The organism is Barnesiella viscericola DSM 18177 (assembly GCF_000512915.1).
GTDB classification, from domain to species: domain Bacteria; phylum Bacteroidota; class Bacteroidia; order Bacteroidales; family Barnesiellaceae; genus Barnesiella; species Barnesiella viscericola.
The window spans coordinates 1,826,230-1,850,847 of sequence record NZ_CP007034.1 but is presented as its reverse complement, the minus strand read 5'-3'; the positions used below and the strand labels follow the sequence as shown (position 1 = coordinate 1,850,847).

The 24,618-nt window shown below is 47.5% G+C and carries 16 protein-coding genes, 1 tRNA gene and 1 pseudogene; 13 read left to right on the top strand and 5 right to left on the bottom strand.

What is annotated here, in order from left to right:
• Window positions 1–182 precede the first annotated feature (182 nt).
• Together tyrS and BARVI_RS07445 are read left to right on the top strand one after the other, a co-directional pair.
• Window positions 183–1,475: a tyrosine--tRNA ligase gene (gene tyrS / locus BARVI_RS07450; protein ID WP_025278629.1), complete on the top strand. Its 1,293-nt coding sequence runs from the start codon at window positions 183–185 to the stop codon at window positions 1,473–1,475.
• Between the two features lie 82 nt (window positions 1,476–1,557).
• Window positions 1,558–1,628 (top strand) — tRNA-Gln (locus BARVI_RS07445).
• Between the two features lie 134 nt (window positions 1,629–1,762).
• Here the strand turns inward: BARVI_RS07445 and BARVI_RS07440 are convergent.
• A complete protein-coding gene (locus tag BARVI_RS07440; RefSeq protein WP_025278628.1) occupies window positions 1,763–2,842 on the bottom strand; it encodes a TlpA disulfide reductase family protein in 1,080 nt (359 codons plus the stop codon).
• A gap of 220 nt (window positions 2,843–3,062) precedes the next feature.
• On the opposite strand from BARVI_RS07440, the gene BARVI_RS07435 reads away from it, so the two are divergent.
• The 5 genes from BARVI_RS07435 (at window position 3,063) to BARVI_RS07415 (ending at window position 11,280) form a co-directional block, all read left to right on the top strand.
• Complete coding sequence (locus BARVI_RS07435; protein WP_025278627.1) at window positions 3,063–3,737, top strand: fumarate reductase; 675 nt, start codon at window positions 3,063–3,065, stop codon at window positions 3,735–3,737.
• A 50-nt stretch (window positions 3,738–3,787) separates the two neighbouring features.
• Complete coding sequence (locus tag BARVI_RS07430) at window positions 3,788–5,809, top strand: fumarate reductase/succinate dehydrogenase flavoprotein subunit (protein WP_025278626.1); 2,022 nt, start codon at window positions 3,788–3,790, stop codon at window positions 5,807–5,809.
• Between the two features lie 43 nt (window positions 5,810–5,852).
• Window positions 5,853–6,608 carry a succinate dehydrogenase/fumarate reductase iron-sulfur subunit gene (locus tag BARVI_RS07425; protein ID WP_025278625.1) on the top strand — a complete coding sequence of 252 codons (756 nt, stop codon included), beginning with the start codon at window positions 5,853–5,855 and terminating at the stop codon, window positions 6,606–6,608.
• A 262-nt stretch (window positions 6,609–6,870) separates the two neighbouring features.
• The gene (locus BARVI_RS07420) at window positions 6,871–8,163 is read left to right on the top strand and encodes a tetratricopeptide repeat protein (RefSeq protein ID WP_025278624.1); all 1,293 of its coding nucleotides are present in this window, start codon (window positions 6,871–6,873) and stop codon (window positions 8,161–8,163) included.
• A gap of 165 nt (window positions 8,164–8,328) precedes the next feature.
• Window positions 8,329–11,280 carry an InlB B-repeat-containing protein gene (locus BARVI_RS07415; protein ID WP_025278623.1) on the top strand — a complete coding sequence of 984 codons (2,952 nt, stop codon included), beginning with the start codon at window positions 8,329–8,331 and terminating at the stop codon, window positions 11,278–11,280.
• Between the two features lie 97 nt (window positions 11,281–11,377).
• On the opposite strand, the gene BARVI_RS07410 is transcribed toward BARVI_RS07415, so the two are convergent.
• Window positions 11,378–12,157: a radical SAM protein gene (locus BARVI_RS07410; protein WP_025278622.1), complete on the bottom strand. Its 780-nt coding sequence runs from the start codon at window positions 12,155–12,157 to the stop codon at window positions 11,378–11,380.
• A 440-nt stretch (window positions 12,158–12,597) separates the two neighbouring features.
• Here BARVI_RS07410 and BARVI_RS07405 point away from each other — a divergent pair, with 440 nt between their 5' ends.
• Window positions 12,598–13,200: a DUF4294 domain-containing protein gene (locus tag BARVI_RS07405; protein WP_025278621.1), complete on the top strand. Its 603-nt coding sequence runs from the start codon at window positions 12,598–12,600 to the stop codon at window positions 13,198–13,200.
• On the opposite strand, the gene BARVI_RS07400 is transcribed toward BARVI_RS07405, so the two are convergent.
• On the bottom strand, window positions 13,195–13,725 hold the full coding sequence (locus BARVI_RS07400; RefSeq protein WP_025278620.1) for an RNA methyltransferase: 531 nt from the start codon (window positions 13,723–13,725) through the stop codon (window positions 13,195–13,197). The genes BARVI_RS07405 and BARVI_RS07400 overlap by 6 nt on opposite strands.
• Window positions 13,726–14,224: 499 nt before the next feature.
• On the opposite strand from BARVI_RS07400, the gene nadA reads away from it, so the two are divergent.
• From nadA to BARVI_RS07385, 3 genes are all read left to right on the top strand, one after another.
• On the top strand, window positions 14,225–15,214 hold the full coding sequence (gene nadA, locus BARVI_RS07395) for a quinolinate synthase NadA (RefSeq protein WP_025278619.1): 990 nt from the start codon (window positions 14,225–14,227) through the stop codon (window positions 15,212–15,214).
• 43 nt (window positions 15,215–15,257) lie between these two features.
• The gene (gene leuS / locus BARVI_RS07390; RefSeq protein ID WP_025278618.1) at window positions 15,258–18,029 is read left to right on the top strand and encodes a leucine--tRNA ligase; all 2,772 of its coding nucleotides are present in this window, start codon (window positions 15,258–15,260) and stop codon (window positions 18,027–18,029) included.
• Window positions 18,030–18,123: 94 nt separating this feature from the next.
• Window positions 18,124–18,993: a YitT family protein gene (locus tag BARVI_RS07385; protein WP_025278617.1), complete on the top strand. Its 870-nt coding sequence runs from the start codon at window positions 18,124–18,126 to the stop codon at window positions 18,991–18,993.
• A gap of 2 nt (window positions 18,994–18,995) precedes the next feature.
• Here the strand turns inward: BARVI_RS07385 and BARVI_RS07380 are convergent.
• Window positions 18,996–20,005, bottom strand: a pseudogene (locus BARVI_RS07380) (acyltransferase family protein).
• 4 nt (window positions 20,006–20,009) lie between these two features.
• Complete coding sequence (locus BARVI_RS07375; protein WP_025278615.1) at window positions 20,010–21,533, bottom strand: phosphoethanolamine transferase; 1,524 nt, start codon at window positions 21,531–21,533, stop codon at window positions 20,010–20,012.
• A gap of 105 nt (window positions 21,534–21,638) precedes the next feature.
• Between BARVI_RS07375 and BARVI_RS07370 the strand changes: the two genes are divergently transcribed.
• Both BARVI_RS07370 and porZ read left to right on the top strand, forming a co-directional pair.
• Window positions 21,639–22,220: a non-canonical purine NTP diphosphatase gene (locus tag BARVI_RS07370; protein WP_025278614.1), complete on the top strand. Its 582-nt coding sequence runs from the start codon at window positions 21,639–21,641 to the stop codon at window positions 22,218–22,220.
• A gap of 9 nt (window positions 22,221–22,229) precedes the next feature.
• Window positions 22,230–24,605 (top strand): type IX secretion system anionic LPS delivery protein PorZ, encoded by a 2,376-nt coding sequence (porZ, locus tag BARVI_RS12970; protein ID WP_084547017.1) that lies wholly within the window; start codon window positions 22,230–22,232, stop codon window positions 24,603–24,605.
• Window positions 24,606–24,618: the final 13 nt, after the last annotated feature.

Below are 24,618 nucleotides of genomic sequence, written 5' to 3'. Positions count from 1 at the left end.
ACGGCCGCCTCTTATTTTTTGTTATTTCGACATGAAAATTGGTTCTTTCGATAAAGAGTCGTAATTTTGCAGCTACCGCAGAACCAGGAGGTTCGGATAAATCGGGCGCAAATAGGGGCGTCACAACAATCTCTATCTCTGCGACAGAATAACAAACAAACACTTAATTAAGTTTTCATTCGATGAATTTTGTAGAAGAACTCAAATGGCGCGGAATGGTACACACCATGATGCCTGGCACAGAAGAACTCCTTGAAAAAGAAATGGTTACAGCCTACTTGGGTTTTGACCCCACGGCCGATTCCCTTCACATAGGTCACTTGTGCGGCGTGATGATGCTGCGACATTTCCAACGCTGCGGGCACAAGCCCCTGGCTCTCGTAGGAGGTGCTACCGGCATGATTGGCGACCCTTCGGGTAAATCGCAAGAACGCAACCTGCTCGACGAGGAGACTCTGCGTCACAATCAGGAATGCATCAAAAAGCAGTTGAGCAAGTTCCTCGATTTCGAATCGGACGCTCCCAACCATGCCGAACTGGTGAACAACTATGATTGGATGAAGGACTTTACTTTCCTCGATTTCGCCCGCACCGTAGGCAAGCATATCACCGTCAACTACATGATGGCGAAAGATTCGGTTCAAAAGCGACTCAACGGCGAGGCGCGCGACGGACTCTCCTTCACCGAATTTACCTATCAATTGTTGCAAGGTTACGATTTCCTGCACCTCTACGAAACGAAAAACTGCAAGTTGCAACTGGGCGGCTCGGACCAATGGGGCAACATCACCACTGGTGCCGAATTGATACGCCGCACCAACGGCGGCGAAGTGTTCGCCCTCACCTGCCCGCTGGTGACCAAGGCCGACGGTACGAAATTCGGCAAGACCGAATCGGGCAACGTATGGCTCGACGCCCGCTACACCTCGCCCTACAAGTTCTACCAGTTCTGGCTCAACGTGAGCGACGAGGACGCCAAGCGCTACATCAAGATATTCACCTCGATTTCGCGCGAGGAGATCGAAGCCCTCATCGCCGAACACGACCAGGCTCCCCACCTGCGCGTGCTGCAAAAACGGCTGGCCCGCGAGGTTACCGTCATGGTTCACTCGCAAGCCGACTACGACGCAGCCGTCGAAGCCTCGAATATCCTCTTCGGCAACTCCACCTCGGAGCAACTGCACAAGCTCGACGAGGATACGCTGCTGGCCGTGTTTGAAGGTGTGCCCCAGTTTGAAATCTCGCGCGACGCCCTGCTGGCTGGTGTATCGGCCATCGAGCTCACCACCGAGATGGCCGGCGTATTCCCCTCGAAAGGCGAAATGCGCAAACTGACCCAGGGCGGCGGCGTATCCATCAACAAAGAGAAACTCACCGCTCCCGATACCAAGATTGATGGCAGCTACCTGCTGAACGACAAATACATCATCGTACAGCGGGGCAAAAAGAATTATTACCTGCTTATCGCAAAATAATTCGTTCAAAATTTGGCAAAGCCGTAAAAACACATTATCTTTGCCTCGCTTTTGAGGATTGAGACCTCAAAGCAATGAAGTTTGGCTTATGGTGTAATGGCAGCACAACAGGTTTTGGTTCTGTTTGTCTAGGTTCGAATCCTGGTAAGCCAACACAAGGACGAGCAACGGTAACCCCGCTGCTCGTTTTTGTTTATATCCCTCCCCCTCCAAAAACAAGAGAGTCCACCGGGACTCAGGCCCGGCAGACTCTCTGTCATATCGTGTCTGCGGTAACGCAACCTCTATTACTTCTTGGCGGTCATCACCTCGGTAACCTTCTCCTTCATAGCCTCTTCGCGCAGGTCGCGAGCAGCGATGGTACCGTCGGGAGCAAACAAGATGATGTGAGGAATGCCCTGAATACCGTAGAGATCGGTAGGAATATGCTGGGCATTGATAATCTGCGGCCAAACAACCTGCATCTCTTCGATAGCCTTTTGCGTATCCTCGGGTTTATCCCAAACGGCTACACCCAGCACATCGAGACCCTTGTCGTGGTATTTGTCGTAAAGCTCCTTGATGTTGGGAATCTCACGACGGCAGGGACCGCACCACGAAGCCCAGAAATCGACCAGCACATAACGGCCCTTGCCCACATAGTCGGAGAGCGAAACCTTCGTGCCGTCGGGTTGCTCGACGGTAAAGTCGGTAAACATCTGACCTACGGCCGTCTTTTTCAACATTTCCAGTTGTTTCAGCATCTCTTTCACCAGCGGATTGGCTTTGAGCACATCGCCCGAGAGATTGATAACCGAGTCGAGTTGTTCGGGAGCCAAACCCCAGTTAGCCAAAATCCAGGCACCCACGGCATTGTTATTGTTGCGGTCAAAATATTTCGACCGCACCTTATTGGCTTCACCCATCAGGCCGGCCTGTACCTCATTCCAGGCAGCGGCAGCCTCCTCGCCCGACAAACCTTTTGCCACAATCTCTTGTTGTTTGGCTATGAAGAGATTGTTCAACGAATCGATAGCACTCATGAAGGTAGACATTTCGTCGTTCAAGGGAGTACCCGAGAGTTTGTCAGATTCACCCATCTCGACCGAGATGTTGCCATTCTCCACGATCAAGTGCATGCGATAGGGACGAGACTGCAATGTTGCAATGAAAGTGGTATCGGCCTTACCCGTGAACTGGAACTTGTTATCGGCGATTACCGCACTGTCGAGAACAGTATTCGAAGCCATATCGGTGAGGTAAACCGTATTGCCGTTCAAGGTCGAGTCGGACACCGTACCGTCGATCGTGTACGACGCATGATTGTTACACGAGGCAAGCGTTGCAGCGGCAACGGTCACCAGCAGAAAAAAATTCCTATTTTTCATATACATTGTAAATTGATAGTGGGACAAAGATAGGGATATTTTGATAAAAACAGGTGGTTTTATGTTCTTTATCATTTCAAATCCATGAAGTCCAAGCGACTATACATTAAAGAAATATTTCCTTATTAACTTGTATATTCCGCTTACTTCATTTACTTTTGCATGGTGTAAGTTTGCCTAATTTTTATTTACAACAAATAATAACTTAAATTCAAATCCTATGTGGTTAAGTAACTCGTCCATAGGGCGAAAAGTAGTCATGAGTGTGACAGGACTCTTTCTCGTCCTATTTTTAACGTTTCACATGTGTATGAACTTAGTGGCGTTAATCAGCCACGACGGCTACAATGCAGTATGCGAATTCCTGGGAGCTAACTGGTATGCTCTGATAGGAACTGTCATCATCGCCGCCGGAGCTGTGATTCACATCATCTACGCCTTCTGGCTGACCTTGCAAAACCGGAAAGCCCGTGGTAACGACCGCTATCTGGTCAACACACGTCCGCAAACCGTAGAATGGGCCTCGCAGAACATGCTCGTGCTGGGTATCATCGTCTTGCTGGGCTTGGCGTTGCACCTCTTCAACTTCTGGTACAAGATGCAGCTCAATGAGATTCTGGGTCACATGCCCGGTGTAAATCCCCAAGATGGTATCGCGCTGATACAACAGACGTTCAGCAATCCGGTTTACGTAGTGCTTTACCTCATTTGGTTTGTAGCTTTGTGGTTCCACCTCACCCACGGATTCTGGAGCGCTATCCAAACTCTGGGTATCAACAATCACGTATGGTTCAACCGCTGGAAATGCATCTCCAACATTTTCGCAACCATCATCTGCCTGGGCTTTATCGTAGTGGCCATCTCGTTCTATGTAATGAGCCTGACCTGCTGCTAAAACAGCCCTATTCATAAACCAACTATTCATTTCAAAGAAAAAAAATTGTTATGGCTACAATAGATTCTAAAATACCCGAAGGCCCCTTGGCTGAAAAGTGGACCAATTATAAAGCTCACCAAAAATTGGTGAACCCGGCCAATAAACGTCGTCTCGACATCATCGTCGTAGGTACGGGTCTGGCCGGTGGCTCGGCTGCCGCTACGCTAGGCGAGCTGGGATTCAACGTGCTGAACTTCTGCATTCAGGATTCGCCCCGTCGTGCTCACTCGATTGCCGCACAAGGCGGTATCAACGCTGCCAAAAACTATCAGAACGACGGTGACTCGGTATACCGTCTCTTCTACGATACCATCAAGGGTGGTGACTACCGTGCCCGCGAGGCTAACGTTTATCGTCTGGCCGAGGTATCGAACAACATCATCGACCAATGCGTGGCACAAGGCGTACCTTTCGCCCGTGAATACGGCGGCCAGTTGGCCAACCGTTCGTTTGGCGGTGCCCAGGTATCGCGTACCTTCTACGCCAAAGGTCAAACGGGACAACAGCTGCTGCTCGGCGCCTACGCCGCCCTCAACCGTCAGGTAAAGAAAGGTACCGTAAAACAATATACCCGCTACGAAATGCTCGACCTCGTCATCATCGACGGCCGTGCCCGCGGTATCATTGCCCGCAACCTAGTGACCGGTGAAATCGAACGCTTTGCCGCTCACGCCGTGGTTATCGCCACCGGTGGATACGGTAACGTATACTTCCTCTCGACCAACGCCATGGCATCGAACGGTTCGGTAGCCGTACAGTGCTACCACAAGGGTGCCTACTTTGCCAACCCCGCCTATGCTCAGATTCACCCTACCTGTATCCCGGTACACGGCGAGTTCCAATCGAAACTGACGCTGATGTCGGAGTCGCTGCGTAATGACGGTCGTATCTGGGTTCCCAAAAAGAAAGAAGATGCTGCCGCTATCCGCGCCGGCAAACTGAAACCGACCGATATCAAGGAAGAAGACCGCGACTACTACCTGGAACGTCGTTATCCGGCATTCGGTAACCTCGTGCCCCGCGACGTGGCTTCGCGTGCCGCCAAAGAGCGTTGCGACGCCGGTTATGGTGTAAGTCCCTCGGGTTATGCCGTATACCTCGACTTCAAAGAGAGTATCGAGCGTCTGGGTAAACAGGCTATCCAAGGTCTCGACCACCACGAAATCGAAAAACTGGGAGGCGAAGCTGCTGCTATCCAAAAGAAAGGTAAAGAGGCTGTGGCCAGCCGCTACGGCAACCTGTTCCAGATGTACGAGAAGATCGTAGACCAGAACCCCTACGAAACGCCTATGATGATCTATCCCGCATCGCACTACACGATGGGAGGTATCTGGGTAGACTATGAGTTGATGACCTCTATCCCCGGTCTGTTCGCCATCGGCGAAGCCAACTTCTCGGACCACGGTGCCAACCGTCTGGGTGCATCGGCTCTGATGCAAGGTTTGGCCGACGGTTACTTCGTATTGCCCTACACGATTCAGAACTACCTCTCCGACCAGATTCAGGTTCCCCGCTTCTCGACCGACCTGCCCGAGTTCGTAGAGGCCGAAAAGGCTGTCAAGGCCCGTATCGCCCGACTGATGAACATCAAGGGTAAACGTTCGGTTGACTCGATTCACAAAGAGCTGGGCCACATCATGGTCGAGTATGTAGGTATGGGTCGTAACAAAGCCGGACTCGAAACCGCACTCAAGAAAATCGACGAGGTGAAGAAGGAATTCTACACCAACGTACGTATCCCGGGCGAAGCCAATACGCTGAACGTGGAGCTCGAAAAGGCTCTGCGCGTAGAGGACTTCCTCGAAATAGGCAAGTTGATGGCTCTCGACGCTCTCAACCGCGAAGAGTCTTGTGGTGGCCACTTCCGTGAAGAGTATCAAACCGAAGACGGAGAGGCTAAACGTGACGACGAACACTTTATGTATGTAAGCTGCTGGAAATACCAAGGCGAAGATAAAAAGCCCGAACTATTGAAGGAAGAACTGAAATACGAGGCTATCAAGGTTCAACAACGTAACTACAAGAAATAATTTGTCTAATCGCCGTTTAATTCCGGTATAACACGATAAAGTTATGGAAAAAACAATCAATATAACACTCAGAATTTGGCGCCAAAAAGGTCCCAAAGAAAAAGGTAGATTTGAGACTTATAAACTCAACGGTGTATCTACCGACAGCTCTTTCCTCGAAATGCTCGACTTGCTCAACGAGCAACTCATCAACGAGGGCAAAGAGCCCGTAGTTTTCGATCACGACTGCCGCGAAGGTATCTGCGGCATGTGCTCGCTCTATATCAACGGACACCCCCACGGACCCGACACCAGCGTAACGACCTGCCAGTTGCACATGCGTAAGTTCAACGATGGCGACGTAATCACGGTTGAGCCGTGGCGTTCGGCCGGCTTCCCCGTAATCCGCGACCTGATGGTAGACCGTCGTGCCTTCGACAAAATCCAACAAGCCGGTGGTTATATCTCGATCAACACGGGTGGTGCACAAGACGCCAACGCAATTCCCATCTCGAAAGAGGCTGCCGACGAGGCTATGGACTCGGCTACCTGTATCGGTTGCGGTGCCTGCGTTGCTGCCTGCAAGAACGGTTCGGCCATGCTCTTCGTATCGGCCAAGGTTAGCCAGTATGCCCTGCTGCCGCAAGGCCGCGTAGAGGCTGCCGCCCGTGCTCGTGCCATGGTAGCCAAGATGGACGAACTGGGATTCGGTAACTGCACCAACACCGGTGCCTGCGCTGCCGAGTGCCCCAAGAACATCTCGCTCACCAACATCGCCCGCTTGAACCGTGAGTTCATCTGCGCCAAACTGAAAGACTAATCAAGAGACTTTCATACACCAAGACAAACCCGGGAGAGGCTTCTCCCGGGTTTGTCTTTATATATCTTCTCCTGTACAAGATGTCGCTAATCGAGAAAATAACATTTCAAAATAACGAATTATTTGTATCTTTGGCTCATTATTTGCCAGAATCATGCGGAGAGCGGTTTTATTTGTCATATTATGTATCGTACTTTTATCGGTCTCATGCAACCAATACCACTCCGAACAAGCCCAAAAACTCTATCGGCAAGGCGTGGAGATGGAAGAACGTCATATACCCGATTCGGCCATAATCCTCTACCATCAGGCTCTTAAACAACTGGACAAGGCGCCAAACGATACCTTGCAGGGTGATATATACAACCGGTTGGGCGACCTGCTGCTGGACCACAACCTCTACGAAACGGCCTGTGACAGCTACCAGCAAGCCGTGGTGGTGTCGCAGGGTCTCGACGACAAAAGCAACCTTTCGCACGCCTATCGGGGATTGGGCAAATATCATTTTCTCTACAAAGACCGCGACAGCGTGCTGTTCTACTTTGAAAAACCGCTCCAATTCTTCAACCAGATCAAGAACCAGGAGGAACAATCGTCGGTCTACAACAACCTGGCCAGTGCCTACAAACAGCAAAGCAACATCGATAAAGCCTTAGCCTGCAACGCCCGAGCCCTGTCGCTTACTCGCGACGAAGTGAAACGCCTGCGCAACTATGCCGTACGGGGACAGCTCTTTGCCTTGCAGATGCAATACGATTCGGCTCTCTTCTACCTCGAACAGGCCAGCCACAGCCGGGAGACCTCGGTGAAGGCTTCGGCCTATTTCAAACTGGCCGACCTGCCCGAAGAGGCGGGCATTGCCGACTCGCTCAAATATCGTTACCTGCAAGAGGCCTACCGACTCTCCGACTCGATTGAAAATTCGGCCGTATCCCACCAGATAGACCGTCAGGAACATCTGCGCATCACCGCTGACCTGAAAGAGAAAAGCCACACGCGCCTCCTCGTTGCCATAACGATATGCGTGGTGGCGGTGCTGCTGCTCTCGGTGGCGGTATTCCTCTTCTACCGTCGTCATTTAAGACGCCGCAACGAACAGTTGTTTGCTCACAAATGGAAGAAACAGGAGGCCCGGGCCCAGGAGAACGAGAGCCGCGAATTGCAGCTTATCGACATCATTCGCAAGGTCGGCGAAGGGTGCAGCCGCGACTTCAAGGCCACCCCCGCCTACTCGCTCTGGTACCCGAAGATAAGTTCGGGAAAAGAGTCGCTCAGCTACGATGAGCAAAAACAGTTTCAAACCCTGGTGGTCAAGGCGTTCGACCCCTACTTGAAACAGCTCTCCAACGTAGTGCCGCTTACGGGAAACGATGCATTTCTGTGCGCCCTGATTCAGTTGGGCTTCTCGACCCGGGAGTGTGCAACCTGCCGGGGCATCAGCAACGAGACCATTCGTTCGCAACGTACCCGTATCCGAAAAAAAATACCCGAAAACTTTTTGGAACAGGGTTTGGGCACCGTCATTTTGGGTGAAGAAAATCTTTCAAAACGTTAAATTGCAACGTTTTAATTTATAATCATTTGATAATCAATACTATTTTCTTTATAAATAGCAACGCTTCGACTGTTGTTATTCTGCTGTTTTTTCCTCAATTTTGTATTATAAAATTTCATTTCGGAAGTTATAATCCACGTTGAAGACAAAAACAAAACAAATCGTATGAAAAAATTTACAACTTTCTTGTTTGCTTTGTGCCTCGCCTCGGGCGTATCGACGGCATGGAGTGAAATCAAACTTACCACCTCGCTCGAGCCGGGTAGCAACATCACGCTCTACCCCACCCCGGTGGCATCGGACGGTAAAGTAATCGTCGATTGGGGTGACAGTGTTCAAAAAGAATACATCGTAGACGGTATGATTACACGTAACATAAGCGGCACCCAGGTGGGTGACACGATACGGATACTCTCGCCCATGCGTTCGTTCGACTGCTCCGAATCGCACATTACCTCGATTTCGATTGTCAACGAACCCGAATTGACCACCCTCGATTGCTACAACAACGAGATAGAACGTACCAATCTCGATATTTCGGGTGCACTGAATCTCGAAACCCTCAACTGCTACAACAATCCCAAGCTGATGTTCCTGAACCTGTTGGAACACAAAAAACTGAGAATCCTCGACTGCCGGCACGATAAAACCGACTCATCTGATCCCGACGACCGGGGTGCCATCACCACCATCTTACTCCCCAGCGAAGGCGGTGCTCTGGAATCGATTACGGCCTATAACAACGATTTGAGTGCCATCGACCTCTCGGGTTGCCCCAACCTCTATTACGTCAACTTGGAGGGTAACTCCCTGATGGAGATCGATGTGACCAACCTGCCCGAACTGCAACAGCTCGATGTGCGTTACAACTATATTCAATCGCTCGACCTGACCAAAAACGAAAAACTCGAAAAACTCTACTGCAACGACAACTACCTGACCGAGCTGAACGTATTTATCAATACGGAGCTGATGGACCTGGTGTGCAGCAACAACCAGATAAAGAGCCTCGACCTCTCGGCCAACGGCAACATCACCAATCTGTCGTGCGACGGTAACCAGCTGACCAAGTTGAACGTATCGAACATGCCCCGATTGAAATCGCTCAAATGCGGTAACAACCAACTGACCGAAATCGATTTGAGCCAGAACAACTATCTGCAAAAATTCTGGGGACAAAACAACCGCTTCACCTTTCTCGATTTCTACTACAACCAGGGTATCAACACCATCGATATTCGCAACAATGCCGGTATGACCCCGTGCAGCCTCAACTACATGTACCAGACACTCTCAGGTCTGGAAAAGACCAGTCCCAACACCAATCTCTGGCTCGAAGGCAGCAACGCCGAGACCAGCGACACCTCGCTTGCTACCGAATTGAAATGGACTGTCGATGTAACGGGCGACGGCAGCGCCACCTGCGGCACGGTAACGGCTACCCTCATACCCTCGGAGATGGGTACCTTCACCCTCTCGCAACCCGACCTGGTTTCACACGAACTGCACGCTGTGGAAAACAACACGCTCGAATCGGGTGTACCTACCTATATCACCGCCTCGACGGCCGAAGGTTACCAGGTACGCTACTACGAAGTAAACGGCCAACGCATCAACGGTAACATATTCGTCGCTACCGAAAATGTAACCGTGGCAGCCGTATTCGTCCCCATAGCCGACAACAACTACATTGCCATAGGGGTAAAGAACAACACTCCCCTCTCGTTTGGCATAAGCGGTATCGACCCCGAAACCGAAGTGGAGATCGACTGGGGTAACGGCGAGATAGAGACCATCATTATCGACAACGAATCGATTGCACGCCTCAAAGGTAATTCCAAAGGGACAACCGTAAAAATAAGCGGTTTAATCGACTACTTCGACTGCTCGAAAAACGAACTGACTTCGCTCGACGTAACCCACAACGCTACACTGGCTACTCTCGACTGCTATTGGAACTACATCACCACACTCGACCTCTCGAACAACCCCGAACTGACCAAACTCAACTGCTCCTATAACGAAATCGGTACGCTCGACCTCTCGAACAACCCGAAGCTCTTCTCGCTCACCTGTTACAACTGCGAATTGGCTTCGCTCGACCTGTCGCACAATCCCGAACTCGAAGAGGCTGTTGTCAAGAATAACTCACTCTCGTCCATCAACCTGTCCAACAATACCCAACTGATGTTGCTCGACGTGCAAAACAACTCGCAACTGGGCTCGATCGACGTGAGCATGCTCACCAACTTGCAAGAGTTACAATGCAGCAGCATAGGATTGACCACCCTCAACGTGAACCACAACACCCAGCTGGTGCGGCTCACCTGCTCGAACAACCAGCTCACCACGCTCGACCTCTCGGCCAACACCGAGCTCGAACGTCTCTTCTGCGACGGCAACCAGCTCGACCCCATCGACCTGTCAAGCAACACGAAACTCAATTACCTCCAATGTGCCGACAACGGCATGACAGCCTGTGAACTCAACGACCTTTTCTACCACCTGCCGGTTTGTGCCACCACACCGACAAATGTCAATCTCTTCATAGCCGGTATCAGCGACAAGGCTAACGAAGCCGAAACCAGCGAGACCTCCATCGCCTCGAAAAAAGGCTGGAAACCCTCTATCGATGGCGACGGTAGCGGTTGCGACGTGGCCTACATCACCATCGAACCCTCGGAGAACGGTTCACTGGAACTGCGCAACGCCGACAACCAGGTGGTGAACTCGGGCGACAAGGTGGCCAAGAACACGACTGTGACTGTCACCGCCCTGCCCGACGAAGGTTACGCTTTGAGAAACGCATGGGTCAACGGTGTAGCCATAAGCAACAATTCGTTTGTAGTGAAGATGGCTTCGGTAGTAACGGCCGAATTTGCCGACGCATCGGGCATCGACGAGACAGAGACCAACGGCGTGAAGGTATGGAGCCAACCCGGTGTACTTAAAATCGAAGCCGAAGAGGCCCAGGCCCAAGTCTACACCACCAGCGGCAGCCTCGTGTGGGAAGGCCGTGTAATCAACCAACGCGACCTCGACCTTAACCAAGGTATCTATATAGTAAAAGTTCATAACGCAAGCTCGACACAAAGCAAAAAGGTGGTTGTGAAATAACACTCCCCTTTCGTCCCTACACAAGAACCCCCGGTGCAATCGCTTTGCACCGGGGGTTCTGTTTATATCAACTGTAATCCTTACCTTGAAAATCTAATCAGGCCGAAACCGAAACGGCGATACCCAACTCGCGCACCCGGGAGGCTATCTGCTCCAACTCTTCGCGAGAGACCTTTTCGAGCGCCTCTTCGGGCGTTTTGCGGTCGATGGTATAAATCATGACCGAACGCGGCGAAATGTATTGTAATGCCTCCAACCAGGGCGAGAGCTCCTCCTCGACGGTATTGTCGATGCGTTGTCCGTTGTGCCAGCCCCGCAGGAACATGGTCTGCACAATCACATTGCCAGAGAAGCGCCGCAAGTCGCACACTACCCGGTTCACATCATAGTGAGGGTCGTTGGGTTGATCAATCAAAGCCACCGTCTCGGGGCGGAGCGAATCGAGTTTGAGTATATTGTTGTCTACGCGGTTCAATGCCCGGAATACAGACTCGTCATGAATGCGGGTGGCATTGGAGAGCACGCTGATTTTAGCTTCGGGATAGTAGTGGTCGCGCAGGTAGAGCGTGGTATCTATGATCTTCTCGAACTGAGGGTGCAACGTAGGCTCGCCATTCCCGGCAAAGGTAATCACATCGAGCTTCTCGCCCGCAGCGTGCATGGCCTGTAAACGGGTTTTCAACACCTCTTCCACCTGGTCGGCCGAGGGCAAACCGCTCTTGCCCGCCCCCTGTGCATTGTATCCGCACTCGCAATAGACACAATCAAACGAACAGATCTTGCCGTCGGTAGGCAGCAAGTTGACACCCAACGATATACCCAGACGACGGCTGTGCACCGGCCCGTAAATAATTTCATGAAATAATACCGTCTGCATAACAAAAATTCTTTTTCGATGCTACAAAGGTAGGGTTTATGGATTATCCAACCATGAATTTTATGAAAATCTATATCGTTTTTTATCGTTATTCACATGCTGTGAATATTTTATAATTATTCTATATATCACTGTTTTAATTATCTATTAAACAATTTTATTCACACTTTGTCCACTCCTGATAAAATAATAGAAGAAAAAAACTCTCATCAAATCTATACCAACAGCTTATCCACAAGATTTCAAACTAAAAAACGTAAATGAATCTGAGTTTATCAACAAAAAATAAATTATTGATTACTAATATATTCACATAAAATAAACACATCTATTCACCATTTATCTACCATTTATCGACACAGGCTATCAACAACGGTGAATATTATAATTATTGCAAAAAAATAGTCGTCGGAAAATCGAATGGTTTACATTTGTACCCGATGAAGAGAGGATTATTCATATTGTTTCTTTTTCTCTTTCTGGCAGTTCCGGGTTTGCGGGCCCAGGTATTCCAGGAAGAACACCCGGCCTATAAACATTTCTACCGGGTCATCATCGACAACGACACGGTACCGATGATTGGCCTGCGTACCTTCTATGTATTCCCGCCCGAGAAATTCAAAAACAAAAAGCAGGAGAAATTTTACTGGAAGACAGTGCGCGATGTGAAAAAGACCCTACCCTATGCCAAACTGATTTATGCCATCTTTATCGAGACTTATGAATATATGGAGACTCTGCCCGACGACAAAGCCCGCGAGGAACACATGAAACGCATGGAAAAAGAGGTTTTCCACCAATATAAACCGGTGTTGAAAAAGTTTACCCTTTCGCAGGGAAAGATGCTTATCAAGTTGATTAACAGAGAGTGTAACCAGTCGTCCTATGAGTTGATAAAGGCATTTCTGGGCAGTTTCAGAGCCAACTTCTGGCAATTCTTTGGCAAGATGTTCGGCGCTTCGCTCAAAACCGACTGGCAGCCCGAGGGCAAGGACAAGACTATCGAACGCATCTGCATTCTGGTCGAACAGGGTTCGCTATAATCCCAACTGCTTGAAAAAATCCCAAATTACCAGACCGGCCGTTACCGACACATTCAACGAGTGTTTGGTACCGAATTGGGGTATCTCGATGCTTCCCGTACACTTGTCAACCACCGACTGTTGAACACCCTTCACCTCGTTACCCAAGACAACGGCATACCGTTTATGTTTATCCAACTCGATGTCGGTGAGGCTGATACTCCCCTCCACCTGCTCGATGGCATAGACCTCGTAACCGGCAGCCAACAACTTATCAACAACGGTACAGGTATCTGACTCATAAATCCAATCGACGCTATCCTCGGCTCCCAGAGCGGTCTTGTGTATATCGGTATGAGGAGGAGTGGCCGTAATACCGCACAGGTATATACAGTCGACTTTGAAAGCATCTGCCGTGCGGAATACCGACCCGATGTTGTTCAAGCTGCGTACGTTGTCCAGTACGACCACTAACGGTATCTTTTCAAGATGCTTAAACTCCTCTTGCGAAACTCTGTGCAAGTCAAGAATACTCTTTTTCTTCATAAACAACTCTCTTTACAAGCATTGACAAAGATAATACATACAGCCGACAAAGTCAATTTACATACTTATTCCCTACCCTGTAAACACCATCGTGAATAAGTGTGTGGACAAGTGTGGATAATACGTTATAAAAATGATGTATAAAAAGAGGTTCAAAATTTTGAAATCAAAATATTATACCTATACAACCCCTTATCCTCAAAATGCAAATAATAAAGCCACGAGTTTTTAGTTGTTATATCCACCTTAAAATATCTATTTATCAATCATACAAATAGAATAAAGTTATTAACTTTGCAGATTGTAAACAAGGCGTTGATAGAGAGGTTAAGCTACTCATTATAAAAATATAATGTCGTTGACAACACCTCGATAACCCCGAACAAAAGGTTGATAAGATAAAAAGCAACTCTTTTAACAAGAAGTTATCCTTGCTATCAACACCCTATTATCATCAACAATAAAGATTTTAAATTAAAAAATAAAAAGGAATATATATATGTTCGATGTAGATATCTCAAAAGGTTATGTGGATATGCCCGTTCCCGAGGGTGTAGACTTGGTAGCCGAAATCGAGAAGATGAAACGAGAGAAGAATGCCGTTGTGCTGGCTCACTACTACCAGTCGGGCGATATACAGGATATTGCCGATTACGTGGGCGATTCGTTGGCTCTGGCCCAATGGGCGGCCAAGACAGATGCTTCGATACTGGTGCTTTGCGGTGTACACTTCATGGGCGAGACGGCCAAGATCATCTGTCCCGACAAGAAAGTGTTGATACCCGACCTAAATGCCGGTTGCTCGTTGGCCGACAGTTGTCCAGCCGATGCCTTTGCCGAGTTTGTGAAACAGCACCCCGGCTACAAGGTAATCTCCTATGTGAACACCTCGGCTGCCGTGAAGGCCCACACCGATGTGGTAGTCACCTCGTCGAACGCCAAACAGATTGTCGAGAGCTTCCCGGCCGATGAAAAGCTCATATTCGGTCCCGACAAGAACCTGGGAAATTACATCAACGGCGTGACGGGTCGCCACATGTTGTTGTGGGACGGTGCCTGTCATGTGCATTCGCAATTCTCGCTCGAGAAGATCGTGGCGTTGAAAAAACAGTATCCCGATGCCCTGTTGCTGGCTCACCCCGAGTGCAAGCGCGATATTCTGCTTGTTGCCGACAAGGTGGGTTCGACGGCAGCCTTGTTGCGCTTCGCCACCCAGTCGGATTGCAAACGCTTCATTGTGGCTACCGAATCGGGTATTCTGCACGAGATGAAGAAAAACAATCCCGACAAGGAGTTTATCCCGGCACCTCCCGACGACAGCACCTGCGGTTGCAGCGAATGCAACTTCATGCGGTTGAACACGATGAAGAAGTTGTACAACACCCTCAAATACGAGTTACCTGAGATTGTGGTCGACGAAGCCATAGCCCGAGAGGCCATCAAACCCATACGACGCATGCTCGACATATCGGCTTCGCTGGGAATTTAAAAAAAAGAGTAATCCAAAAATTTTAGCTATCATATTGTTCATCATGGAATATAATTTCAAAGAAATAGAGAAAAAGTGGCAGAAGTACTGGAAAGAGAATCACATCTACCAGGTGACAGAAAACAAGGAGAAACCCAAGTACTACGTATTGGATATGTTCCCCTACCCTTCGGGCGCAGGTCTGCACGTAGGTCACCCGCTGGGGTATATCGCTTCTGACATCTATTCCCGCTACAAGCGTCTGAAAGGATTCAATGTACTTCACCCCATGGGTTACGACGCTTACGGACTTCCGGCCGAACAATATGCCATACAGACGGGTCAGCACCCGGCCATCACGACCGAAAAGAATATCAACCGCTATCGCGAGCAATTGGACAAGATAGGTTTCTGTTATGACTGGAGCCGCGAGATACGCACCTGCGATCCCAAGTATTACAAATGGACGCAATGGGCTTTTATCCAGATGTTCAACAGCTACTACGACAACGACAAGCAGCAGGCTCGCCCTGTCGAAGAGCTGGTAAAGGCTTTTGAGACGAGAGGTACCGAAGGGTTGAATGCCGCTTGCAGTGAAGAGCTTTCGTTCACGGCCGACGAGTGGAAGGCCAAGAACGAAAAAGAGCAACAGACGGTATTGATGAACTACCGCATCGCCTACCTGGGCGACACGATGGTAAACTGGTGTCCGAAGTTGGGTACGGTGTTGGCCAACGACGAGGTGAGCGAAGGGGTATCGATACGCGGCGGTTATCCCGTAGAGCAAAAGGTGATGCGTCAATGGTGCCTTCGGGTATCGGCCTATGCCCAACGTCTGCTCGACGGACTCGATAAAATAGACTGGACCGATTCGCTCAAAGAGACACAGAAGAACTGGATAGGCCGTTCGGAAGGTGCTGAGATGCAGTTCAAGGTGGTTGATTCGGACGTCGAATTTACCATCTTTACGACACGTGCCGATACCGTATTTGGTGTCACCTTCATGGTTTTGGCTCCCGAGAGCGAATATGTGAAGCAGGTAGTAACCCCCGAACAGAAAGAGGCGGTTGACCAATACCTCGACAGCATCAAGCACCGCACCGAGCGCGAGCGCCTCATGGACCGCAGCGTGACGGGTGTGTTTACCGGAGCCTATGCCATCAATCCTCTCAACAACAAGCACATTCCCATCTATGTGAGTGATTATGTATTGGCCGGTTACGGTACGGGTGCCATCATGGCCGTGCCGGCTCACGACAGTCGCGACTATGCCTTTGCCAAACATTTCAATCTGCCTATCATTCCGTTGATCGAAGGTTGCGATGTATCGGAGGAGAGCTTCGACGCCAAGGAGGGTAAGATGATCAACTCGTGTGGAAACGGCCTCGACCTGAACGGTATGGAGGTCAAGGAGGCTATCGCTGCTACCAAGAAATTTATCAAGGAGAAGGGGATAGGTCGTGTGAAGGTGAACTATCGTCTGCGCGATGCCATATTCAGCCGCCAGCGTTACTGGGGCGAACCTTTCCCCGTCTATTATAAAGATGGAATGCCTTATATGCTCGACGAGAGCAAATTGCCGTTGAAGTTGCCCGAGGTAGACAAATTCCTGCCTACCGAGAGCGGCGAACCTCCGCTGGGTCGCGCCAAGAACTGGAAGACGGAAGATCACTATCCGTTGGAACTGTGCACGATGCCTGGTTTCGCAGGGTCGTCGGCCTACTACTTGCGCTATATGGACCCCCACAACGACAAGGCTCTGGTATCGAAGGAGAACGACGAGTACTGGCGTAATGTCGACCTCTACATAGGAGGTACCGAGCACGCTACGGGACACCTCATTTACAGCCGTTTCTGGAACAAGTTCCTCTTCGATAGAGGGGTGGTTTGCGAGGACGAACCCTTCAAGAAACTGATAAACCAGGGTATGATACAGGGTCGTTCCAACTTTGTCTATCGTATCAAGGACACCAATACGTTTGTTTCGCTCAACAAGAAAAAGGAGTATGATACGACTCCGATTCATGTCGATGTAAACATCGTGAGCAACGACGTACTCGATATAGAGGCCTTCAAGAAATGGCGTCCCGAGTTTGCTACGGCCGAGTTCATCTTGGAAGACGACGGTCGATACATCTGCGGCTGGGCTGTGGAGAAGATGTCGAAATCGATGTTCAATGTGGTGAACCCCGACGATATTGTCGAGAAATACGGAGCCGATACGTTGCGTCTGTATGAAATGTTCCTGGGACCTATCGAACAGAGCAAACCGTGGGATACCAACGGCATAGACGGTGTGCACCGTTTCCTGAAAAAGCTGTGGAATCTCTTCTACCAGGGCAACAGTCTGGCTGTAAAAGAGGGTGAGCCTACGAAGGAGGAGTTGAAATCGGTACACAAGCTCATCAAGAAGATTTCGTGGGACGTGGAGAACTTCTCCTACAACACCTCGATAAGTGCCTTCATGATTTGTGTAAACGAACTGACGGCTCTCAAATCGCGCAACAAGCAGATGCTCGAGAAGATTGTAGTTCTGTTGGCACCCTTTGCCCCGCACATCAGCGAGGAGTTGTGGCACGAGTTGGGTCACGACCACACGGTATGCGATGCCCAGTGGCCCGAGTGGAACGAAGAGTATCTGAAAGAAGATGTCGTTACCTATGCCATCTCGTTCAACGGCAAGGCCCGTTTCAGTCTCGAAATCAAAGCCGGTACTCCGCGTGAGGAGATAGAGCAGATGGTACTTAACCATGAATCGTCGGCCCGATGGCTCGAAGGAAAAACACCCAAAAAGATTATCGTGGTACCCAACAAGATTGTAAACGTAGTGATTTGATAGAATATCCATGTTTGTGAACGACACAAACATGGATACTTTTTTTAGTAATACCTTGAAAAATAACAGTCATAGATAGAAAAAGAGTAGTAGTATGCGATTGCCTTTTAACAGTGTGTTGTATGCCGTAAAAGACTACATGGTCATCATATTCGGCTTATTGTTGTATGCGCTGGGTTGGGTAGGATTTTTGCTGCCCAACGAAATTACTACCGGTGGTGTGACCGGTATAGCGGCCTTGATATACTATGGAACCAATATACCGGTATCGGCCTCTTATTTTACCATTAACGTGGTATTGCTGTTGGCCGCTATCAAAATATTGGGGTTGAAATTCTTTGTACGCACGATTTTCAGTGTGTTCATGTGTTCGTTTTTCCTGGGAATATTACCCCGGTTCATACCCAATCCACTGATCGATGAGCAGCCTTTCATGTCGGCCATTATCGGAGGTATCTTGTGTGGTGTGGGGGTAGGATTGGTCTTTGTATCGAACGGCAGTACGGGAGGAACCGATATCATAGCCGCCATTGTCAACAAATACAAGAATATTTCGTTTGCCAAGATGATGATGTATATCGACTTCCTGATTATCGCCAGCTCGTACGTACTGTTTCACAGCATAGAGAAGATGATTTTCGGTTATGTGGTGATGGGTGTGATGAGCTACACGATGGATATGGTCATCAACGGTAAGCGACAGTCGGTGCAGATATTGATTTTGTCGGACAAGTATGAAGAGATAGCCACACACGTCAACCAGGATATACATCGTGGAGTCACCGTGATAGAAGGTATGGGCTGGTATTCCAAGCAACCCAAGAAGGTGCTGATGATTCTGGCCAAGCGAAATGAGTCGGTCAAGATATTCCGGTTGATCAAATCGATCGATCCCAAGGCCTTTATATCGCAATCGAACGTTGTGGGTGTGTATGGCGAAGGTTTCGACAAGATAAAGACTTGAAATTAGCCCCGTAGCGGGCTTTTTTTCTTTCCGACGATAAAGGGAACGTAACGGTTGATTATGTAAGCGACAGGCAGGCATAAAACGAGGCTCACGGCTGCGAAAAGAACATTGATAAGTATTTTCTCATAGAGAAATGCAATGGGAATGTGTAGAACAAATACCAGGAAGCCTTTCATAAAAGAGAACATGAGCAGGTGAAATCCACTGATTATAATTGTATTTTTTGAAACATAAGTAATCCATTTTCTCTCTTTGAAGATATTTGATAATAAGGTAGATAAAGTGGCTATCAGGTAGATTCCGCTGAAAGCTCCTACCAGGAAAAGGGGATAATTGCCATAATAGTTTTTATACATGTTTATTCTTCCGTTGAAATGGGCTACGACGATGATCAGTAATAGGGAGAATATGATGTAGATGATGTTGGATTTGAATATGTATTTTCGATTTTTAAGTTCATATCCGAAACCATAGAATATCATGCCTACCAGTGCGGTATTGAGACTGAAAGGTAATACATAAGGGTTGAAAGTATAGTTGAGATATCCTGCTATAATCAAGATAATTAGTCCTATATATCTTTTTTTAACGTGCTTGAAGAATATGTAATAAAACATTTCCAGGCCGTACAGACAGATGTAGAACCACGTGGGAATATTGTGTATCATCTGTTTCCCGTTTCCCAGTAGCGTATTGATGAGGGGGGAATACCAGCAGATGTCCAGGTTGGAGTCATCGCCAAATTTTCGTCCTACGAAAAGCCAGAACAGATAGGTGATTAAGTTTATCCAAAGATAGGGTATCAGCAGGCTTTTGAATCTTTTCCAGGCAAAAGTTTTGAGTGAAGTGTTTTTTCAAAAGAGAAGAGATACCCCGATATGAAGAAAAATACAGGCATGAGCCATGTATAGATGACATTGCTCAGTGGAGTATATAGATGGGTATGTCCCAATACTACAAAATATATACCTATTGATTTGGCATAGTCTATCCAGATGAATCGTTTCATACGGCTATGGATTGATAAGGCTTAACTGTTTGTTCTTGTAAGATGTCTCGATGCTGGCCGCATCGAGAATTGTATGAAATAGGAAATCGGTCAGATACCGGTCGTTTCGGTGTTGTTTCAACTGTTCTATCCGTTCGGGAAATCTTTTTTGATAGGCTGTGGAGTACCAGATGAAACAGGCCGGATTATGTAATTCGGGGCGGTCTTCTCCATGCAGATAATATCCATTTTCTCCCAAAGATTCTCCGTGGTCCGAGATGTAGAAGAGTATGGCACATCGCTCTTTGAGTTCATTGATAAACTGGTGAATGACAAAGTCGGTGTAAAGAATCGTATTGTCGTAGGAGTTGATCATCTCTTCCTGGGTATTTGTTTTTATTACCCGACTTTTTATCACGGGTTTGAAGATTTCAAACGAATCGGGGTAGTGTGCATTGTACCACCAGTGAGATCCTATGGTGTGTAGAATGGTGAGTGTTTTAGGATTTTCAGGATCGAGAGCATTTCGATAGTCGGGTAGTAAATCACCGTCCAACCATTTGTCGAAGATATAAAGTGATTTTCCTCCATTCACATAAATGAGTGTATCGCATTCGTTCATGAAATAGACGTAAGTAGGTACCGACTCTTGATTGGCAATCCAGCAGGTTTTATACCCGGCTTGTTTGAAAAGAGAGATGAACGACTCCTCTTCATAGGCTCTGTCGGGCGAAATGCTGTCGGCCCGGGTGAGCAGGTGGGGAATGCTGGTGTGCGTATAGTATGGAATGGTGTAGATGTGAGGGTAGGATATAACGTTGGAATCACGGGACAGGAAGGGAGTTGTATTTCTCGTGTATCCGTTCAAGGCAAGGTGGTCGGCACGTAATGATTCCCCCAGAACAAGTACTACGTTAAGAGAGTCGACAGAGGTATAAGCATCGTTTTTTATGAAGGTCTCTCGGTTCTCTTGTATAATCTTCCTACTGTCCAAGTAATCTTTTATGCTATAATAAATAACGTAAGGAATGCGTTGTGAAACAGGTCTTTTGAATGACCAGCTGTTGGTCAGTAAAATGATGCAAACGGCAATAAATAGGTGTAGAACAGGGTATTGAACTTTGATGTATTTCCAACGGTAGAACACACAGCCTATTGAAATAGCCAAAGAAAAAACAATCCAGAGGAGTAATTGCAGATTGAAATTTTCAAACCAGGTTCTTGCATCATTAACAAAAGCCAGGTCGATGAGCATGGGGGTGAGCGATATTTGCAGGGCATATCTCATGTAAGCGAGAATGCTGCAACTGACGGTAAGTATGGGAAAGAGTATGGCAAAAACATACTTGTTGAGGACGATGAGATAAAGAAATCCGAAGGTAGCAGCAACTACCACTGCCCATTGTAAAGAGAGAATCAGCAAGTCATATATACTGTCGAAAGGTGAGTCGTAAAAGTCGGACAAGATAAAGGCAAAGCCATAAAAAAGGGCTAATAATGCAATTAAAACATAAAGTTTTACGTTAATAATTTCAGATATTTTCTTCATTCTTTATCTTTGTAAAGATGATATTAAAGACGATTGACGGCTTTTTATATATTCGTTGAAAAGGTGATGATTTTGCATTAGCAAATGCAAAGATAGAAATAAAAAATGAAAAGGAAACTGGTTTTTGCCACAAATAATAAACATAAACTGGAAGAGATAACAGCCATAGTTGGAGACAAGATAGAGATACTCAGTTTGAACGATATAGCGTGTCACGATGACATACCTGAAACGGCCGATACGTTTGAGGGGAATGCCCTGCAAAAAGCTCGTTATGTGAAAGAAAAATATGAATACGACTGTTTTGCCGACGATACGGGTCTGCTGGTAGAGGCATTGCATGGAGAGCCGGGTGTCTATTCGGCCCGGTATGCGGGAGAACCTGCCAATTCGGAGCGTAATATCGACAAGTTACTGTTCAATTTGGGTGATAATACCAATCGTAAGGCAAGTTTTGTCACCTGCATAGCGTTGATTTTAGGAGGCAAAGAACATCTTTTCTATGGAGAGATAGCCGGGCGAATTATAGAAGAGCGTCGAGGAACATCGGGGTTTGGTTACGACTCGGTATTTGTGCCCGAAGGGTATGAAGAGACTTTTGCCCAAATGGGGGAAGAGGAGAAGAATAAAATCAGTCATCGGGCGAAGGCCGTGAAAAAATTGTCGGAGTTTTTAAATACTTTATAATCGATCGATATGTCAAAGAGGATATTAGCATTAATAACTATCATCGCATTGTCTTGCCTGTGTTTGATTCGGGCACAACTGGCCGTGGGTAACTGGCAAATCTACTCTTCGATAGGCGATCCTGTCAAGGTAGTGGATACCGAGGAGCGAGTCTATTTCGTGTCGGGTATTTCTCTGTTCAGTTTCGATAAAGTTACCGAGGAGTTAGAGGGCTATAATAAAAACAATAAACTGAGTGATACCGGGGTATCGAATATCTATTACAATTATGATAAAAATTATCTGGTTGTGATATATTCCAATGCGAACATTGATATTCTGTACGACGATGGAAAGGTTTATAACATACCGGATATCAAGAATGCCATCATGACTGCATCAAAGACAATTAATGATGTGAACTTTTATGACAATCATATTTATTTGGCAACCGATTTTGGAATAGTTGTCTTGAACGATGAAAAATACGAGGTGAGTGAATCGTATAATTATGGACAAAAAGTAAATCTGATAGGAGCGAGCAATAAATATTGTTTTATGTTGTCGGGTGAAGTTATCTACTACATCGATAAAGATGCGGTTAAATATAATCTGGCAAACTGGAAAATTTTAAGTAGAGTATCGGGATATACAATATATGATTTAGAGCCGTTTAATGATAAGTATTTGTTCTATTCTCAAAATGGTGTTCTTTATTTCTATGATATGGAAAGCGAAGGGTTACCTTTGTTAGGTACTTTGAACATGGGCGTTCGTAGTGTTGAAAGATATTATGATAGTTTTATTCTTAGAGGATTGGCCTATGTAGCTTTCTGTAAACCCGAAATTGTGAATGGTGCCTTGCAGATTGGTGATGTTTTCAATTTCCAGAATAAGTCGGAGTATCTGGTCAATGTAGAGACTTCGTCGTATGAAAAAGACAAGTCCATATGGGCATTGGGTGAGCAGGGATTGTGTCATTTCAAAATGGAGAATAATCAGGTAGTCATGTTGAAGGAACCCTTTTTGGCCAATACGCTGAATGTCTCAGATCCTTGGAATCTGGTTATTCATGATAACAAATTGTATGTGAGCAATTCGGGACCGCGCATAGGAACCGAAAATCAGTATGTGAGGACACACATAAGCGTGTTGGACCAGGGCGATTGGTCGGTACTTGATGTGGGAGAAACCCCTTTAGTGAATAACAAGCATGGTAAATATCTCTGTTCGAGCTATAACCTGGCATTTGATCCCGATGACCCAAATACGTTTTATGTGGGAACTTGGTTTGAAGGCATGTATAAGATCAAGGGAAATGAGTGTGTGGGACATTACACGCATCTGAATTCGCCTTTTACGCTTAATTGGGCCATAAGTGTTCCTTGTGTGGAATTTGATGATGATAAGAACTTGTGGGTGGTACCGAAGGGTACTCCTTCTCTCTGCATGTTGCCTAGAGAAAAACAATCGATATCTACCGATGAGATTACCAAAGATGACTGGTATCAGTTTGACTATCCCGAGATTGCGAATAATAAATATGCCAAGTTGCTTATACCTAAACATTCCACGGCTAAATGGGTAGTCAAAGGGTCTTGGGGAGGATTGATTTTTGCATTTGACGACAAAGGTACTTACAATACGACGGCCGACGACAAAACAAAAAGTTTCAACTCATTTACCGACCAGGACAATAAGACATTCGATCCCAGTTACTATACCTGTATTGCCGAGGATAATAACGGACAGATATGGATAGGAACTTCATCGGGACCTATCGTGATAACAAACCCCAACAATGTGTTCAACGACAATTTTCGTTGTACGCGTATCAAAATAGCCCGTAACGACGGTACCGACAATGCCGACTATCTGCTGCAAAATATCGAGATTACCGACATCTTTGTCGATGGTGCCAATCGCAAATGGATAGGCACTACCGAATCGGGGCTCTATGTAGTAAGTAGTGACGGCTCGGAGATATTGGAACATTTCACGACCGAGAACAGTCAGTTACCCTCGAATCGGGTAACCGAGGTGGTTGTCGATCCGGTTACGGGTGTGGCTTATGTGGGAACGACCAACGGACTGGCTGCCTATCGTTCCGATGCCGTGCAGGCTTCGGAAGATTACAGCAGCGTTTACGCTTTTCCCAACCCGGTGCGTCCCGACTATGAAGGGTGGATATCGGTTACCGGTTTGATGGACAACAGTCTGGTCAAGATTACCGATGTAGCCGGGAACCTGTTTTTCGAGAGCTATTCCAACGGTGGACAGATTTCGTGGGACGGTCGCGACCGCAAGGGTAACCGGGTGAAGACCGGCGTCTATCTGGTCTTTGCCTCGTCGACGACTACGGGTAAACAATCGGGTGTAGTGACCAAGATTCTGGTAGTCAACTAAACATAATCGGGAA

What these genes read in the sequence shown, in the direction of transcription:
- BARVI_RS07375 (WP_025278615.1), bottom strand. Translation starts at nt 21,533, where the DNA reads ATGAAGAAAATATCTGAAATTATTAACGTAAAACTTTATGTTTTAATT.
- BARVI_RS07405 (WP_025278621.1), top strand. Translation starts at nt 12,598, where the DNA reads ATGAAGAGAGGATTATTCATATTGTTTCTTTTTCTCTTTCTGGCAGTT.
- nadA (WP_025278619.1), top strand. Translation starts at nt 14,225, where the DNA reads ATGTTCGATGTAGATATCTCAAAAGGTTATGTGGATATGCCCGTTCCC.
- porZ (WP_084547017.1), top strand. Translation starts at nt 22,230, where the DNA reads ATGTCAAAGAGGATATTAGCATTAATAACTATCATCGCATTGTCTTGC.
- BARVI_RS07430 (WP_025278626.1), top strand. Translation starts at nt 3,788, where the DNA reads ATGGCTACAATAGATTCTAAAATACCCGAAGGCCCCTTGGCTGAAAAG.
- BARVI_RS07415 (WP_025278623.1), top strand. Translation starts at nt 8,329, where the DNA reads ATGAAAAAATTTACAACTTTCTTGTTTGCTTTGTGCCTCGCCTCGGGC.
- BARVI_RS07425 (WP_025278625.1), top strand. Translation starts at nt 5,853, where the DNA reads ATGGAAAAAACAATCAATATAACACTCAGAATTTGGCGCCAAAAAGGT.
- tyrS (WP_025278629.1), top strand. Translation starts at nt 183, where the DNA reads ATGAATTTTGTAGAAGAACTCAAATGGCGCGGAATGGTACACACCATG.
- BARVI_RS07370 (WP_025278614.1), top strand. Translation starts at nt 21,639, where the DNA reads ATGAAAAGGAAACTGGTTTTTGCCACAAATAATAAACATAAACTGGAA.
- BARVI_RS07435 (WP_025278627.1), top strand. Translation starts at nt 3,063, where the DNA reads ATGTGGTTAAGTAACTCGTCCATAGGGCGAAAAGTAGTCATGAGTGTG.
- BARVI_RS07400 (WP_025278620.1), bottom strand. Translation starts at nt 13,725, where the DNA reads ATGAAGAAAAAGAGTATTCTTGACTTGCACAGAGTTTCGCAAGAGGAG.
- BARVI_RS07420 (WP_025278624.1), top strand. Translation starts at nt 6,871, where the DNA reads ATGGAAGAACGTCATATACCCGATTCGGCCATAATCCTCTACCATCAG.
- BARVI_RS07410 (WP_025278622.1), bottom strand. Translation starts at nt 12,157, where the DNA reads ATGCAGACGGTATTATTTCATGAAATTATTTACGGGCCGGTGCACAGC.
- BARVI_RS07385 (WP_025278617.1), top strand. Translation starts at nt 18,124, where the DNA reads ATGCGATTGCCTTTTAACAGTGTGTTGTATGCCGTAAAAGACTACATG.
- leuS (WP_025278618.1), top strand. Translation starts at nt 15,258, where the DNA reads ATGGAATATAATTTCAAAGAAATAGAGAAAAAGTGGCAGAAGTACTGG.
- BARVI_RS07440 (WP_025278628.1), bottom strand. Translation starts at nt 2,842, where the DNA reads ATGAAAAATAGGAATTTTTTTCTGCTGGTGACCGTTGCCGCTGCAACG.